The 15,208-nt window shown below is 69.0% G+C and carries 11 protein-coding genes; 7 read left to right on the top strand and 4 right to left on the bottom strand.

Features of this window, described 5'->3' with window-relative positions; genetic code table 11:
• Nucleotides 1-75: 75 nt before the first annotated feature.
• From F8S13_20885 to F8S13_20875, 3 genes are read right to left on the bottom strand one after another with little or no spacing between them, the layout of a single operon-like run.
• The gene (locus tag F8S13_20885) at nt 76-1,074 is read right to left on the bottom strand and encodes an ATPase (protein KAB8140982.1); all 999 of its coding nucleotides are present in this window, start codon (nt 1,072-1,074) and stop codon (nt 76-78) included.
• Nucleotides 1,071-2,360 (bottom strand): 6-phospho-beta-glucosidase, encoded by a 1,290-nt coding sequence (locus F8S13_20880; GenBank protein ID KAB8140981.1) that lies wholly within the window; start codon nt 2,358-2,360, stop codon nt 1,071-1,073. Before F8S13_20880 ends, F8S13_20885 begins: the two co-directional genes overlap by 4 nt.
• 13 nt (nt 2,361-2,373) lie before the next feature.
• Nucleotides 2,374-3,393: a LacI family transcriptional regulator gene (locus F8S13_20875; protein KAB8140980.1), complete on the bottom strand. Its 1,020-nt coding sequence runs from the start codon at nt 3,391-3,393 to the stop codon at nt 2,374-2,376.
• Between the two features lie 987 nt (nt 3,394-4,380).
• Between F8S13_20875 and F8S13_20870 the strand changes: the two genes are divergently transcribed.
• From F8S13_20870 to F8S13_20845, 6 genes are all read left to right on the top strand, one after another.
• Nucleotides 4,381-5,553 carry an ROK family transcriptional regulator gene (locus F8S13_20870; GenBank protein ID KAB8140979.1) on the top strand — a complete coding sequence of 391 codons (1,173 nt, stop codon included), beginning with the start codon at nt 4,381-4,383 and terminating at the stop codon, nt 5,551-5,553.
• On the top strand, nt 5,447-7,180 hold the full coding sequence (locus F8S13_20865) for a glycoside hydrolase family 3 protein (protein KAB8140978.1): 1,734 nt from the start codon (nt 5,447-5,449) through the stop codon (nt 7,178-7,180). Before F8S13_20870 ends, F8S13_20865 begins: the two co-directional genes overlap by 107 nt.
• Before the next feature lie 11 nt (nt 7,181-7,191).
• Nucleotides 7,192-8,226 carry an SIS domain-containing protein gene (locus F8S13_20860; protein KAB8140977.1) on the top strand — a complete coding sequence of 345 codons (1,035 nt, stop codon included), beginning with the start codon at nt 7,192-7,194 and terminating at the stop codon, nt 8,224-8,226.
• A 96-nt stretch (nt 8,227-8,322) separates the two neighbouring features.
• Nucleotides 8,323-9,135 (top strand): PIG-L family deacetylase, encoded by an 813-nt coding sequence (locus F8S13_20855; protein ID KAB8140976.1) that lies wholly within the window; start codon nt 8,323-8,325, stop codon nt 9,133-9,135.
• Nucleotides 9,136-9,288: 153 nt separating this feature from the next.
• Nucleotides 9,289-10,818: a chitinase gene (locus F8S13_20850; protein ID KAB8140975.1), complete on the top strand. Its 1,530-nt coding sequence runs from the start codon at nt 9,289-9,291 to the stop codon at nt 10,816-10,818.
• 201 nt (nt 10,819-11,019) lie between these two features.
• Complete coding sequence (locus tag F8S13_20845; protein ID KAB8140974.1) at nt 11,020-13,170, top strand: LuxR family transcriptional regulator; 2,151 nt, start codon at nt 11,020-11,022, stop codon at nt 13,168-13,170.
• Here the strand turns inward: F8S13_20845 and F8S13_20840 are convergent.
• Nucleotides 13,167-13,751 carry a GNAT family N-acetyltransferase gene (locus tag F8S13_20840; GenBank protein KAB8140973.1) on the bottom strand — a complete coding sequence of 195 codons (585 nt, stop codon included), beginning with the start codon at nt 13,749-13,751 and terminating at the stop codon, nt 13,167-13,169. The two genes, F8S13_20845 and F8S13_20840, sit on opposite strands and share 4 nt — an antisense overlap.
• 34 nt (nt 13,752-13,785) lie before the next feature.
• On the opposite strand from F8S13_20840, the gene nuoF reads away from it, so the two are divergent.
• Nucleotides 13,786-15,099, top strand: coding sequence for an NADH-quinone oxidoreductase subunit NuoF (nuoF, locus tag F8S13_20835; GenBank protein ID KAB8140972.1), 1,314 nt, complete (start codon nt 13,786-13,788; stop codon nt 15,097-15,099).
• The last annotated feature ends 109 nt before the right edge of the window (nt 15,100-15,208 follow it).

Here is a 15,208-nt window from a genome sequence, read left to right as displayed (position 1 = left end):
ACTCGCCCTGCAGCCCGAAGCACCCGCCCTGCACAAAAAAGCGCGGCGCAGCCCGCAGGCCACGCCGCGCCCGCGCTAGGCCAGCGCCTGCGTGGCCGAGCGCACCCGCGCGATCGCCCCCTTGGCCAGCGCCGCGTGGGCCAGGGCGGGGTCGGCCCCGGCCTGCATCATGCCCAGCAGCACCCCGCCGATCACCGGCGGCGCGTCGAGCCGCACCAGCCGCGCGCGCGGGGCCAGCGCCAGGATGTCCTGGCGCATCGGGTCGATCAGCAGCTCGCCGCCGTTAAACAGGCTGCCCACCATCACCACATCGAAGGCATCCCGCTGCATGTCCAGCTGGCGGATCACCCCGCAGGCCAGGTCGGCCAGCTGCTGGCCCGCCCACGCGATCACGGCCTGGGCCACGGCGTCGCCGCCGCGCGCCGCCGCAAACACCAGCGGCGCGGCCCCTGGCCCCACGTGCAGGCGGCCCACCGCCAGGCCCTCCAGCAGGTCGAACACGTCGCCAGCGCCCGCGTAGCCCACCAGCGCCTCGGTCAGCGCCGTGGACGGCCCGCGCCGCGACCAGGCCCGCGAGACGGCCTGCACCGCCTTGGCCACCAGCTCGCCCGCGCCGCCGTACTCGTCGAAGCGCGGCCCCTCGCCGGTGACGCGGCCCTCGCGGCCATGGCGGTCGCGCCCGCGGCAGTTGTTGCTGGTGCCAGCCACCACCGCCACGCCCCACGGCTCGCTGGCCCCGGCCACCAGGCCGATCACCGCGTCGTTCACCAGATCCAGCGGGGCATCCAGGCCCAGCGCGCGGCGCATGCGCTCGCACAGCGGCTGGTGCTGGCTGGGCCAGTCGTAGCCGCCCATGCCCACGCCCACGCTCGCGATCTGCCCGATCGACAGGCGGGCCTCGGCCAGAGCCTGGCCCACCGCGCCGCGCAGCGCCAGATCCAGCCCCTCCAACCCCACCGACTCGTGGTTGCCCGCGCCCGCGTGGCCGAAGCCCAGCACGCGGCCAGCGGCATCGGCGATCATGGCGTGGCTCTTGGTGCCGCCGATGTCTACGCCCAGAAAGTAGCCGCTCATGACGCGAAGAATGCGGGCAGGTAGCGGCGGTTCACCGTCAGCATATCGTCCAGCACCGCCTGCACCTTATCCGACTCGGGGCCGAGCGGGTGGGCCAGCAGCGCCTCGTAGGCAGCCTTGCGGTCGCCGTAGACAGCGGCCTTGGCGGTCAGCTGCTCGTACGATTTCACCTGGGCCACCAGGCCGAAGCTCGCGGGCGGCAGCGGCTCGGCGGCCAGCGGCGTGATACCCGAGCGGCGCACCACGCAGGGCAGCTCCATCACCCAGTCGGCGGGGTAGCCGGGCACCGCGCCGCCCTGGCGCGTGTTCACCACGTGGATCTCGCCCAGATCGTTGTAGTGGGCGTTCAGCAGCTGGGTGGCGGCGGTGGAGTAGTAGGCTCCGCCGCGCTGCATCAGGCCCTCGGGCGGCTCGTGGCGGTCTGGCTCGGCGTACTGGCGCAGCAGCTCGTCCTCGATCTTCATCACCGCCTCGGCGCGCGAGGGCGGCCAGCTCTGCTGCTCGGCCAGGCGCGTGCTGGTCTGGTGGAAGTAGGACATGTAGTAGCTGGGGATCATCTGCTGCACCTCCATGGTGCGCAGGTCGGCGTGGGGGTCGTTCTGGGCGCGCTGCTCGGCCATGTAGGCCTGGAAGGCCTGCGGCCACACATCCTCGCCATCGACCGTGAAGCCGTAGTGCCACGACAGGTGGTTGAGGCCCAGGGTCTTCAGGCTGGCGCGCTCGGGTGCGATCTGTTCGCCCAGATTCAGCAGCCGCAGCAGCGTCATCTTCATATTGATCGGGATGTTGCACAGGCCCACGGCGGGCACATCCGGCGCGTAGGTGGCCAGCGCCTCGGTCACAAGGCCAGCCGGGTTGGTGAAGTTCACCAGCAGGCCGCCGGGGGCCAGCTCGCGCATGTCGCGGGCGATCGAGAGGATGACCGGGATGGTGCGCAGCGCCTTGGCCATGCCGCCCACGCCGGTGGTCTCCTGGCCGATCAGGCCGTGGCGCATGCCCAGGTACTCATCCTCGCGGCGGGCGGGCATGTGGCCCACGCGCAGCTGGGTGGTCACATACGTCGCGCCGCGCACCGCCTCGCGCTGGCTGTCGGTCAGCACCACGCGGAAGGGCGCGCCGTGGGCCTCGGCCATGCGCTGGGCGAAGCCGCCCACCACCGCCAGCCGCTCGGCGTCCACATCCATCAGCCACAGCTCGCGGATGGGCAGGCTCTCGCTGCGCTCCAAAAAGCCCTTCAGCAGCTCGGGGGTGTAGGTCGAGCCGCCCCCGATCACAGCAACTTTCATGGGTCTATGCCTTTCATTGCATGCCGCCTGCGGCACCGCAGCCGCAGGATCGGCGAAGGATAAGCTCGGTGGGAAGCAGGGTCAGCGGCAGCATCTGGCCGTGCTCGATGCCGTGGATGATCTGGGCCACCGCGCGCTGGCCCACCTGCTCGGTGGGGGCGTGCACGGTGGTGAGCGGCGGCTGAGTGTAGGGCGAGAGCGGCGAGTCGTCGAAGCCGACCACGGCCACATCCTCGGGCACGCGCCTGCCCGCCTGGGCCAAAGCCCGCAGCGCGCCGCGCGCCGAGTCGTCGTCGCAGGCGAACACGGCGGTGAAATCCAGCCCCGCTTCTAGCCAGGCCGCCACGGTGGCGCAGGAGGCGGCCTCGTCGAACAGGCCCGGCCCCACCAGCGCCGGGTCGGCGGCGATGCGGTGCTCGGCCAGCGCGGCGTGGTAGCCCTGCTCGCGCCAGTACGAGTCCTCGCTGCCCTGGGGGCCGGTCAGCATGGCGATCCGGCGGTGGCCGTGGGCCTCGATCAGGTGGCTGACCACCAGGTGCGCGCCGCGCTTGTTCTCGATCGTGATCAGCGGGATCGAGAGATCCGGCCCGCCGTTCTGGTATAGCAGCACCATCGGGATGCCGGTGGCGCGGATGCTGCGCAGCTCGGCAGGGCTGGCGCTGGTGTTGAAGATGATCAGGCCGTCGGCGTTATGTCGCCCCACCTGCGGCGGCGCATCGGGCGAGTCGCGCACCGAGACCACCACGGTGTAGCCTGCCCGCCCAGCGCTCACCGTGATGCTGCGTAGCAGCGGCCAGAAGAAGTCGTTGTTGATGTCGGGCAGCAGCAGGCCCAGGGCGCGGGTGCGCCCGCGCGCCAGGCTCTTGGCCGCCATCTGGGGCACATAGCCAAGCTCGGCCACGGCGGCCAGCACGCGGGCGGCGGTGGGCTCGGCCACCGGCACGCTGCGGTTGAGCACGCGGCTGACGGTGGAGATCGAGACCCCGGCGCGCTGGGCGACCATGTCGATCGTGGCTGGCTGTGGGTCGGACATAGCCGCTCCTTCACGGGTAAATGCAAGCGCTTTCAGAAAGCGCTTGCATGATAGCACGCATCACGAAGCAATGCAAGAGCCAGCCGCGTCCATCAGGGAAGCAGGCTGATCTGCGCAGGCGGCGCGCAGGGGCTAGCCCCCTCAACAGGTGTCACTTTCATGAGCGGGGCATTGGGATGCGGGATGCGCGGCAAGACCGCATGGCGAGGATGATCGGTGGCCATTACGGGTAATGGTTAGGCATGCGCATGATGGAATTATGGCCGTAGGGGCGGACCTGGTGTCTGCCCACGCCGTGGTCATCGTGCCCATCGGAGGGTCGTTCGATGATGCCGATGAAGCGGCGCCGCGTTCATTGGAACGCACCGTGAGCATCGGGTCGCGTTCCGATGAACGCGGCGCATCGCGATGGGGCGGACACCAGGTCCGCCCCCTACACCCGTGGTGAATCATTGCGATCATCGGGTCGGATACGATGATCGCAATGCCGTGCATCGGCCATCGATCGGGCATGGGTGCCAAAAAAACCTTACGACGTGGTACAACGTGACACCATATAAGGGCCAGCCCCTAGGAACCCCACCAGGCGGCATCGCCCCCTTGGAACCCTCAATCTTGAGCGTTCTGATGCCGATTGCTGGCGGCTAGTGTTCGTGCATATGGCCATCAAAACACGAGCGGCACCTTCGCCGCATGGGCCGGGTAGGTAAGGCCGGATTCTCGCCATTTTCTATCACCGTTTATTCTCTTGGAGCCTTGGTGGTGAAGCGGTTCTTTCTTCTCTTCGCGTCTTCGCGCCCTCGTGGTATGTATCCCCTTGGTGGTGAAAATCGGGTATGCCGCATCTAGAGGCCATGCCGCCATTGCCTAGGCATAGGCCCCAAGGGCAAGATAGGCAAGATTGCCGTATGCCGCACCACAGCCAGCATATACACTCGTCGTAATCCACAAAAATAAGTTTAGTGAACAGACAAACTCAACAGGCCGATGTCGGTACTCATCGAAAAGGCGACTCGCCAACACACTAAAACCCATAACAGCACCCTGGTGCTGCGCGCGATCTACGAGCAGGGCGGCATCAGCCGCGCCGAGATCGCCCGCATGACCAGCCTAACCCGCGCCACGGTCTCCGAGGTCGTGGGCGAGCTGATCGAGCGCGGCCTGGTGGTCGAGACCGGCCACGGCCCCAGCAACGTGGGGCGCACGCCGGTGATGCTCGACATCGACGCCGACGCCCGCCACATGATCGGGCTGGACGCGGCGGGCGGCGAGCTGCGCGGCGCGCTGGTGAACCTGCGCGGCGAGCTGCGCTACGAGCAGGCCGCCCCGCTGCCCGAGGCCGGCGGCGAGGCCGCGCTCCAGTCGCTCTACGCGCTGATCGATGCGCTGATTGCCCGCACCGACCGCCCGCTGCTGGGCATCGGGCTGGGCACCCCCGGCCTGATCGACCCCAGCGGCGAGGTGCTGCGCGCCGTCAACCTGGGCTGGCAGAACCTGCCGCTGCGCGCCGTGCTGCGCCAGCGCTACGACCTGCCGGTCTACCTGGCCAACGACAGCCACCTTGCGGCGCTGGCCGAGCAATCGTTTGGCGGGCACGAGCTGGGCGAGAATCTGGTGGTGCTGCAGGTGGGGCGCGGCATCGGCGCAGGCATCGTGCTGGGCGGCAGGCTCTTCTCGGGCGACACCGGCAACGCGGGCGAGATCGGCCATATCGTGGTGAGGGAGGACGGCCCGCGCTGCCGCTGTGGCAACGATGGCTGCCTAGAGGCCGTGGCCAGCAGCCGCGCGATCACCCGCCGTGCCAGCCAGCTGGCCGGGCAGACCTTCCAGAGCCTGCAGGATGTGGCCCAGGCCAGCGCTGCAGAAAACCCCGCCGCCCGCCGCGCCATCCACGAGGCGGGCAGCGCGCTCGGCATCGCGGTGGCGCAGATCGTGGGACTGCTGAACATCCGCCGCGTAGTGGTGGCTGGCCCGGTCGCCGCGCTGGGCGACGGCCTGCGCGACGCCATCACGACATCGCTCACCACCCGCCTGATCGGCGCGCTGGCCAAGGATGTGCGCATCAGCATCGGCGGCATCGGCCCCGACGCGGTGCTGCTGGGCGCGAGCGCACTGGTGCTTTCTTCCGAGCTGGGGCTGCCGCTGCTGCGCCGCCCCTAGTCACCGACGACCACACGAGGAGCCGCCTATGCCTCTCAACATCGAACAGACCATCGGCCAGAAGCTCATGATCAGCTTTGACGGCATCACGCCGCCCCCAGAGCTGATCGAGCGGCTAAGCCAGCAGCATGTGGGCGGTGTCACCCTGTTCCGCCACTGGAATGCGGGCAGCCCCGCGCAGGTGCGCGCGCTCACCGAGGCCATCCAGCAGGCCGCCGCTGCGGCAGGCCAGCCGCCGCTGCTGATCGCCGCCGACCAAGAGGGCGGGCAGCTGGTGGCGATCGGCGGCACCACGCCCTTCCCCGGCAACATGGCGCTGGGCGCGACCGACAGCGCCGACCTGGCCGAGCGGGCTGGCCACGCTATGGGGCTAGAGCTGGCGGCGGTGGGCGTAAATGTAAACTACGCGCCATCCTGCGATGTGAACGTGAACCCGGCCAACCCGGTGATCGGCGTGCGCTCATTTGGCGAAGATCCGGCAGCCGTCGCGCGGCTCACCAGAGCCATGGTGCGCGGCATGCAGGCCGCAGGCGTGGCCGCCACCGCCAAGCACTTCCCCGGCCACGGCGATGTCGCCAGCGACACCCACCACGGCGCGGTGCTGGTGCCCCACGACCGCCAGCGGCTCGATCAGGTCGAGCTGCCGCCCTTCGCCGCCGCCATCGAGGGCGGGGCCAAGCTGATCATGACGGCCCACCTGGGCGTGCCCGCCTACGACGAGGCCGCCCTGCCCGCCACGCTCTCGCGCCCGATCATCCGCGACTTGCTGCGCGAAAAGCTGGGCTTCGGCGGCGTGGTGATCAGCGACGCCATGAACATGGGCGCGATCGCCCAGGGCGGCAACAAGCAGGTGGACATGATCGCCGCCGTGGCCGCAGGCCAGGATCTGCTGCTGCTGATGGAGGACGAGGCGACGGTCGACATGATATACCGCTCGCTGGTGCACGCCGCCCAGCGCCAGCTGCTCGATCTGGCCGACCTAGCCGCCTCGGCGGAGCGCGTGCTGGCGCTGAAGCGCTGGGTGCAGCAGCAGAGCCAGCCGTCGCTGGGCGTGCTGCGCAGCGATGAGCACCTAGCCCTGGCCCGCGAGATCGCCGAGCAGTCGGTGACGCTGGTGCGCAACGACAGCAGGCTGCTGCCGCTGCGGCCCGCCCCCGAGCAGCAGATCGCCGTGGTGGTGCCCGCCATGCGCGACCTGACGCCTGCCGACACATCCTCCTACGAGTCGTGCAGCCTAGCCGACGCGGTGCGCCGCCACCACGCCAACACCGCCGAGGTGCAGGCCCCCGCCGACCCGAGCGAGGTCGAGATCGCCGCGCTGTGCGCCCAGGTGGCCCAGGCCGACATCGTGGTGGTGGCCACCATCAACGCCTTTATGCAGCCCGGACAGGCCGCCCTGGTCAAGGCCCTGCTGGCCAGCGGCAAGCCCGTGGCGGTGGTTGCCCTGCGCCTGCCCTACGACCTGGCCGAGTTCCCGACCGCGCCCGTGTTCGCGTGCAGCTACGGCGTGCAGGAGCCATCGCTCCATGCGCTGGCCGCCGCGCTGTTTGGCACCATCCCTTGGAAAGGACATCTCCCCGTATCGATCCACGGCCTCTACGATCGCGGCCACGGCATCGCGGGGTAAAGGAATACACTATGAGCGTCTACACCGAGATCTGCGAGCAGCCCGAGGTTCTGGCCGCGCTGCTGCGCGAGCAGTGGCCCGCCGTCCAGGAGGCCGCCAAGGCCATCCGCTCGCGCGATATCGCCTATGTCTTCCTCTCGGCGCGCGGCACCTCGGCCCACGCCGGGTTCTACGCCCAGTACCTCTGGGGCATGTATAACCGGCTGGTGGTCGCGTCGGCCTCGCCGTCCATGTTCACCCGCTACCAGGCCGCGCCCGACCTGAGCCGCGCGCTGGTGCTGGGCATCTCGCAGTCGGGCGAGTCGCCCGACATCGTCGAGGTGGTGGCCGAGGGCGCGCGCCAGGGCGCGCTAACCATGGCGATCACCAACGCGCCCGGCTCGCCGCTGGCCCAGGCCGCCGACTTCACGCTGGATGTGCGCGCCGGGGCCGAGAAGGCCGTGGCCGCCACCAAGAGCTACACCGCCCAGCTGCTCACCATCGCCATGCTCTCGGTGGCGCTAGATGACCCCAGCGGCGAGCGCCGCGCCCAGCTGGGCCGCGTGCCCGAGGCCGCCGCCGCCGTGCTGGCCCACGAGGCCGTGCTGCAGGAGATCGCGGCCAAGTTCCGCCACATGGAGCGCTGCCTCATCCTGGGGCGCGGCTACAACTTCGCCACCACGCTCGAGTGGGGCCTGAAGATGAAAGAGATGGCCTACGTGGCCGCCGACCCCTACTCCAGCGCCGAGTTCCAGCACGGCCCCGCCGCGCTCGTCACCCCTGGCCTGCCGGTGTTCGCCACCGCCCCCCAGGATGCGGTGTACGAGGATGTGCTGGGCCTGCTTGAGCGGCTGGTGGCCCAGCAGGCCCAGCTGGTGGTGCTCTCGGATGACGAGCGCGCGCTCAGCCTCACGCAGGATTCCATCCGGCTGCCCGCGCTGCCCAGCTGGCTCAGCCCGCTGACCGCGATCATCCCGGCGCAGATCTTCTGCTACCACCTAACGGTGGCCAAGGGCAACGACCCCAACATGCCGCGCGGCCTCAACAAGGTCACGCGCACGACCTAGCGCACCCCAGCGCGGCGGGGCCACGCGCCCCGCCTGCGCCCCGGCGCTGCCCGCCGTCGGTGGTGAAGCCTTCTTGTGTGGAGATCCGGCGAAACTATGCAACAGACACAGCTCGCAGACCTAACAGATGCCTACGATCATATCTACCTCTCGCCCCATCTGGATGACGCGGTGCTCTCGTGCGGCGGATCGATCATCAACCAGCGCAGCCGCGGCGAGCGCGTGCTGGTGATCACGCTCTGCACCGCCGCGCCGCCGCCCGAGGGGCCGTTCAGCGAGCTGGCGCAGGAGTTCCATCGGTTCTGGGCGCTGCCGCCCGAGCAGGTGGTGGCCGCGCGGCTGGATGAGGACGCCGCCGCCATGGCGCGGATCGGTGCCGACTACATCTGGGCGGGCTTCCTCGACGCGATCTACCGCCGCCCCGACGCCTACACCACCCGCGAGTCGCTCTTCGGCACGCCCGTGGCCGACGACCCGCTGCGGCCCGCGCTGGAGGGCTACATCGCCGAGGTGCGCCGCCGCGCCCCGCGCGCCGCGCTCTACGCGCCGCTCGGCGTCGGCTTCCATGTCGACCACCAGATCACCCACAGCGCCGCCCTAGCCATCGCGGGCGATGCGCTCACCCTCTACGAAGATTTCCCCTACGCCATGTACGCTGGCGCGGTTGAGACCCGCCAGAGCGCGCTGACCACGCCGTTTCAGCCGCATGTCGTGGCGATAGATACCACGCTCGCGCCGAAGATCGAGGCGATCGCCGCCTACAGCAGCCAGATCGACGAGCTCTTCCGCACCGAGCCGATGCCCCAGGCCGTCCGGGCCTACCACACACGGATCGCAGGCGCCCACGGTGCCGCCGAGCGTATCTGGCGCGGGTCTCCTGCGCCTCAAACCTATCGGGTACCGCAGTAGGGCGCTAGGCCAAAAGCAGCTGTTAAAGAAAGGAGCGTGGGAAGACTGGGTGGTTCATGCACACCGCCGCGGGCGGCTTCCGCCTGCGCAGACTTCGCCCCTACTCGCGTGACTCACATATCGTCTTAGTCAAACACGAATGGAGCAACACGTATGAACGCTCTTGCAAAGTGTCGTATGTTCTTTGCCGTCCTCATGATGCTGGCGATCTTCAGCACGTTCACCCTGCCCGCCGCCGCCGCCGCCCCCGCCTGGGATGGCAACTACCACGCCTACGCTGTGGGCGACGTGGTGAGCTACCAGGGGTCAGAGTACCGCTGCATCCAGGCCCACACCTCGCTGTCCGACTGGACGCCCGCCGCCGTGCCCGCGCTGTGGGAGAAGCTGACCACCTCGGCCACGGCCACGCCCAAGCCCGCCACGGCCACGCCCAAGCCCGCCACGGCGGTGCCAACCGCCACGCCCAAGCCCGGCAGCACGGCCACAGCGGAGCCTACGGCCACAGCCAAGCCCGCCACGCCCACCAGCGTGCCCTCGGGCAGCAAAAAGTTCGTCGGCTACTTCACCGAGTGGGGCATCTACCAGCGCAACTACCTGGTGAAGAACATTGTCACCAGCGGCTCGGCCAGCAAGCTGACCCACATCAACTACGCCTTCGCCAACGTCGCCAACAGCCAGTGTGTGATCGGCGACGCCTACGCCGACTATGACCGCGCCTTCACCGCCGCCGAGAGCGTGGACGGCGTGGCCGACAGCTGGGATGGCTCGTTGCGCGGCAACTTCAACCAGCTGCGCAAGCTCAAGGCCGCCTATCCTAACATCAAGGTTCTGATCTCGCTGGGCGGCTGGACATGGTCGAGCGGCTTCTCCGACGCCGCCCTGCCCGCCAACCGCGCCGCGTTCGTGAAGTCGTGCGTCGACCTCTACATCAAGGACTCGCGCTGGGCGGGCGTGTTCGACGGCATCGACATCGACTGGGAGTACCCGGGCGCGTGCGGCAACACCTGCAACTACCGCCCCGAGGACACCGCCAACTTCACCGCGCTGCTGGCCGAGTTCCGCAGCCAGCTGAACGCCGTGCGCTCGGGTCTGCTGCTCACCATCGCCGCGCCCGCCGCGCCCGATAAGATCAGCAAGATCGAGGTGGCAAAGATCAGCCAGTCGCTCGACTTCATCAACCTGATGACCTACGACTTCCACGGTGGCGGCTGGGAGAACCAGACCAACTTCCAGTCGAACCTCTACACCCCCGCCGCCGACCCAGCCACCGGCAACACCCGCATCAGCGTGGACTCGGCGGTGAGCAGCTGGATCAACGCGGGCGCACCGGCCAGCAAGCTGGTGGTGGGCGTGCCGTTCTACGGGCGCGGCTGGAGCAACGTGCCCAGCGCCAACAACGGCCTCTGGCAAACGGGCAGCGGCTCGCCCGCTGGCACCTACGAGGCCGGCTACGAGGACTACAAGGTGCTGAAGACCAAGGGCTACACCCGCTACTTCAATAGCGAGGCCCAGGCCGCCTGGCTCTACAGCAACGGGATCTTCTGGACCTTCGACGACCCGGCCGTGATGGCAGCCAAGATGAGCTACATCAAGTCCCGGGGCCTCGGCGGCGCGATGTTCTGGGATCTGAGCGGCGACACCGCCAACGGCGAGCTGATCACCGCGCTCTACAACAACCGCTAGAAGTCCACCCGCTCCGCCCGGCAGCTGTCGGGCGGAGCGGCATTCGTTCATCCCGTCACAAGCTATCTGTGATAGAAGTATCATCCCCGCCACCCTCTCCCCACACACCTGGCTAATCGTAAGGCAGCGCACACCACTGGCAAAAAACGAGAACGGGCAGCGCAGCCCAACGAACGAGCACCACAACTGGACAACCGCCGCATGTCGGGGCTACAATACGCTATATCCCTTGTCCGCAGTGCGATGCTAACTATGTCAATTCCCTTCTCCACCCATCCAGCGCCAACGCCGCTGCCCATACCCATCACCGCGCTGATCGGGCGCGCCGCCGAGCTAGAGGCGATCTGCGCCATCCTCGGCGACCCGCAGACGCGCCTGCTGACCCTCACCGGGCCGGGCGGGATCGGCAAATCGCGCCTGGCGCTGCACGCCGCCCAGCGGCTCGCGCCCAGCTTCTCCAACGGCGTGATCTACGCGCCGCTGGCCAGCATCGCCGACCCAGGCCAGGTGGTCACCGCCATCGCCCGCGCCATGGGCCTGCGCGAGCCCGACGAGCGCGCCGCGCGCCAGCGCGTGCTGGATGAGCTGGCCCCCGCCCGCACCCTGCTGCTGCTCGACAACTTCGAGCAGATCCTCGACGCCGCGCCGCTGGTGGCCGAGCTGCTGGGCCAGTGCCCCACGCTCACCATCCTGATCACCAGCCGCGTGGTGCTGAACCTGGCGGGCGAGCGCCGCTACGCCGTGCCGCCGCTGGATGTGCCCGCGCCGCTGCTGGATGTCGACCAGCTGGCCCAGAACGCCGCCGCCAGCCTGTTCATCGAGCGCGCCCGCGCGGTGCGCCCCGAGTTCGTGGTCTCCACCGAGACCTCGGCCACCATCGCCGCGATCTGCCAGCGGCTGGAGGGGCTGCCTCTGGCGATCGAGCTGGCCGCCTCGCGCCTGAACCTGCTGTCGATCCACGCGCTCTACGAGCGGCTGGAAAGTCGGCTCGACCTGCTGACCAGCGGCCCGCGCGACCTTCCGGCCCACCAGCAGACTCTGCGCAAGACGATCGCGTGGAGCTACGATCTGCTCTCGCCCGAGGAGCAGGCGATCTTCGCCCAGCTGGGCGTGTTCGTCGGCGGCTGGTCGATCGAGGCCGCCGAGGCCGTGGCGCTGCTGCCGCCCGATGCGCCGCCCACCCCCATGCTCGACACGCTCTCGTCGCTGCTCGACAAATCCATGCTCATCCGGCTTGACGGCCCCGATGGCCAGCCGCGCTTCACCATGCTCGACACCATCCGCGAGTTCGCGCTGGAGCAGCTGGCCCACGACGACCTGCCCGGCGCCGCCGCCCGCCACCACCGCTACTACACCCAGCTGGCCGAGCAGGCCGGTGCCCTGCTGGTCGGCCCGGCGCAGCGCCGCCTGCTCGACCAGCTGGAGCAGGCCCACAGCAACATCCGCGCGGCGCTGGCCAAGGCCCGCGCCGACGGCGACGCCGCCAGCATCGCCCGCATCGGCGGGGCGATCTGGCGCTTCTGGCACATCCACGGGCATGTCAGCGAGGGCCGCGCCTGGCTCGATCTGGCGCTGCAGAGCGCCGATCTGGCCCCCGCCGTGCGGGCACGGGCGCTGATCGGCGCGGGCTGGCTGGCCAACGTGCAGTCGGCCTTCGGCCTGGCCGAGCGCTACTTCGCCGAGAGCCTGCAGATCCACCGCGCGCTCGGCGACCAGGCCGGGGTGGGGCTGGCGCTCAGCGGGCTGGGGCGCATGGCCCACATGCGCGGCGACGCCGCCGAGGCCAGCGCACTCTACGAGCAGAGCCTGGTGCTGCTGGAGGCCAGCGGCGCGCAGGAGGAGGTGGCGTGGACCTTCATCCGCCTGGGGATCATCGCGCTGGAGCGCGGCGATGCCGCAGCCGCCCGCGCCCGCTTCGCCGAGAGCCAAGGGCTGTTTGCCCACGCCGGGTTCGCCTGGGGCGAGACATGGGCCACAGCCTACCTGGGCGACGCCGCCCGCGCCGAGGGTGCCGCCGCCGAGGCCGCAGGCCACTACCAGCGCGCCCTGGCCGCCTTCGACACCATGGGCGACCGCGAGAGCAGCGAGGATGTGCGCGCCCGCCTTGAGCAGATCGAGTCGCCGCGCCTAGCCCACGCCGCCGCCCAGGCCATCGCCCCCGACGCGCTGACCCCGCGCGAGCTAGAGGTGCTGCGCTTTGTCTCCACCGGCATGACCGACGCACAGGTGGCCGCCACCCTGGTGGTCAGCCCGCGCACAGTGCACGCCCACCTGCGCTCGATCTACGGCAAACTGGGCGTCTCCACCCGCAGCGCCATGACCCGGCTGGCGGTGGAGCAGGGCCTGGTCTAGCCCAGCGGGTACTCCAGTTCGATCTCATCGCGGATGGGGATGCCGTCGTCGCCGGACAGTGGGATGGAGGGCTTGAGCGCGCGGGCCGCCTCCACCGCGCCAGGGTAGAGCGCGGCCAGCCGCCAGCCGCGCCGCTGGTAGAAGCGCAGCGCGCGCGTGTTGTCGTTGGTAGTGATCAGCCACAGCCGCGCGAGCCCCTGGGCGCGGGCCAGCCCAACGATCGCACCCAGCAGCGCGGTGCCGATGCCCTGGCCCTCGCGCAGCGCATCGAGCGACATCACCTCGCACGCGCCGCCCTCCACCCGGTAGCTCAGCAGCCCGACCCACGCGCCCGCCGGATCTTCGGCCACAAACGCGCTCAGATCGCGGGCGTGGTGGATGACCCCACGGGTCACCATCAGCGGTGCGCCCCAGTGTTCTTGCCAGAACGTCGTAAGGCATTCCTGCTCGCTGGGAAGCAGCGGGCGAAGCGAAAAAAAAGCGGTGGTATGCACAACTCTCGCCTTTGTACTATTTGACACGAAGCTGTTATAATGGTACAGTAAGCCCCGAAATACAGCCTCCTTAGCAAATCTGTGCATCTGCTACCAGATACTGGAAAGGTGCAAATTGGCCATGCCCCCGCTGACTGAGCATATTGTACTACGCGATCTGGACATCCCGAACATCGCCGATTTCGATGTCTACCTCCAGCATGGGGGGTATGAAGCGTACCGTATGGCGGTGACTGAGAAGACACCCGCCGATATCATGACGATGGTGAAGGACGCCGGGCTGCGCGGTCGTGGCGGCGCGGGCTTCCCCACCGGCGTGAAGTGGAGCTTCCTCCCCAAGGATGTGTTCCCACGCTACCTGCTCTGCAACTGCGACGAGAGCGAGCCGGGCACCTTCAACAACCACCAGATCATCGACCGCAACCCCCACCAGCTGATCGAGGGCATCGCGCTCTCGGCCTACGCGATCGAGTGCCACACGGCGTTCATCTACATCCGCGGCGAGTTCGCCGCCGCCGCCCGGCGGCTTGACCAGGCCATCGCCAGCGCCTACGAGAAGGGCTTCCTCGGGAAGAACATCTTCGGCAAGGGCTACGACCTGGACATCTACGTCCACCGCGGCGCGGGCGCGTACATCTGCGGCGAAGAGACCGCGCTGATGGAGTCGCTCGAAGGCAAGATCGGCCAGCCCCGGCTCAAGCCGCCCTTCCCGGCGGTGGCCGGCCTGTACGCCAAGCCCACGATCATCAACAACGTGGAGACGCTGGCCAACGTGCCGATGATCATCGGCAAGGGCGTGGCTTGGTACCGGCAGTTTGGCACCGAGAAAAGCCCTGGCACCAAGGCCTTCTCGCTGTCGGGCCACGTGAACCGGCCCGGCAACTACGAGATCCCCTTCGGCGTGTCGCTGCGCGAGCTGATCTACTCGCCCGACTACGGCGGCGGCATCCGCAACGGCAACAACGTGAAGATCGTCATCCCGGGCGGCGCTTCGGCCCCCTGGCTCACCGCCGACAAGCTCGACATCACGCTCGACTACGAGGGCGTGGCGGCGGCTGGCTCCATGCTCGGCTCCGGCGCGGTGATCGTGCTGGACGAGACGGTGAGCGCGGTGCAGCTGGCCTACAAGATGGACGAGTTCTTCAAGCACGAATCGTGCGGCAAGTGCACGCCCTGCCGCGAGGGCACGTGGTTCCTCACCAGCGTGCTGCACCGCGTGTCCGAAGGCCACGGTCGCCCTGGCGACATCCCGCTGCTGCACGATCTCTACAACCAGATGGCGGGCAACTGCTTCTGCCTGCTGGGCGAGAGCGCGGTCAGCCCCATCCGCTCGGCGCTCAAGCTCTTCCCCGAGGAGTTCGAGGCGGCGATCAAAAATGCAACCCCGGCCTCCAGCAGCCGCCACGCGCCCATCCCGCTCGTGGTCGCCCGCTAGGGGTCGTTCTCTTGGCTCATGGCGAAGGATGTGATACCCAGGCTCAGCCGCCTCTGTCTCCCATCCTTCGCCTTCGTTCGTAGGCGAGAGCATCATGATAAGAAGGACG

It is taken from the genome of Chloroflexia bacterium SDU3-3 (genome assembly GCA_009268125.1).
Lineage (GTDB): Bacteria > Chloroflexota > Chloroflexia > Chloroflexales > Roseiflexaceae > SDU3-3.
The sequence above is the reverse complement of the archived record's forward strand: the minus strand, read 5'-3'. Positions and strand labels throughout refer to the sequence as shown.

Bases quoted from the DNA above. Each gene is read 5' to 3' on its own strand.
- F8S13_20880 (KAB8140981.1), bottom strand. From the start codon at position 2,360: ATGAAAGTTGCTGTGATCGGGGGCGGCTCGACCTACACCCCCGAGCTG.
- nuoF (KAB8140972.1), top strand. From the start codon at position 13,786: ATGCCCCCGCTGACTGAGCATATTGTACTACGCGATCTGGACATCCCG.
- F8S13_20865 (KAB8140978.1), top strand. From the start codon at position 5,447: ATGTGCGCATCAGCATCGGCGGCATCGGCCCCGACGCGGTGCTGCTGG.
- F8S13_20870 (KAB8140979.1), top strand. From the start codon at position 4,381: ATGTCGGTACTCATCGAAAAGGCGACTCGCCAACACACTAAAACCCAT.
- F8S13_20855 (KAB8140976.1), top strand. From the start codon at position 8,323: ATGCAACAGACACAGCTCGCAGACCTAACAGATGCCTACGATCATATC.
- F8S13_20885 (KAB8140982.1), bottom strand. From the start codon at position 1,074: ATGAGCGGCTACTTTCTGGGCGTAGACATCGGCGGCACCAAGAGCCAC.
- F8S13_20845 (KAB8140974.1), top strand. From the start codon at position 11,020: ATGTCGGGGCTACAATACGCTATATCCCTTGTCCGCAGTGCGATGCTA.
- F8S13_20850 (KAB8140975.1), top strand. From the start codon at position 9,289: ATGAACGCTCTTGCAAAGTGTCGTATGTTCTTTGCCGTCCTCATGATG.
- F8S13_20875 (KAB8140980.1), bottom strand. From the start codon at position 3,393: ATGTCCGACCCACAGCCAGCCACGATCGACATGGTCGCCCAGCGCGCC.
- F8S13_20860 (KAB8140977.1), top strand. From the start codon at position 7,192: ATGAGCGTCTACACCGAGATCTGCGAGCAGCCCGAGGTTCTGGCCGCG.
- F8S13_20840 (KAB8140973.1), bottom strand. From the start codon at position 13,751: ATGCACAGATTTGCTAAGGAGGCTGTATTTCGGGGCTTACTGTACCAT.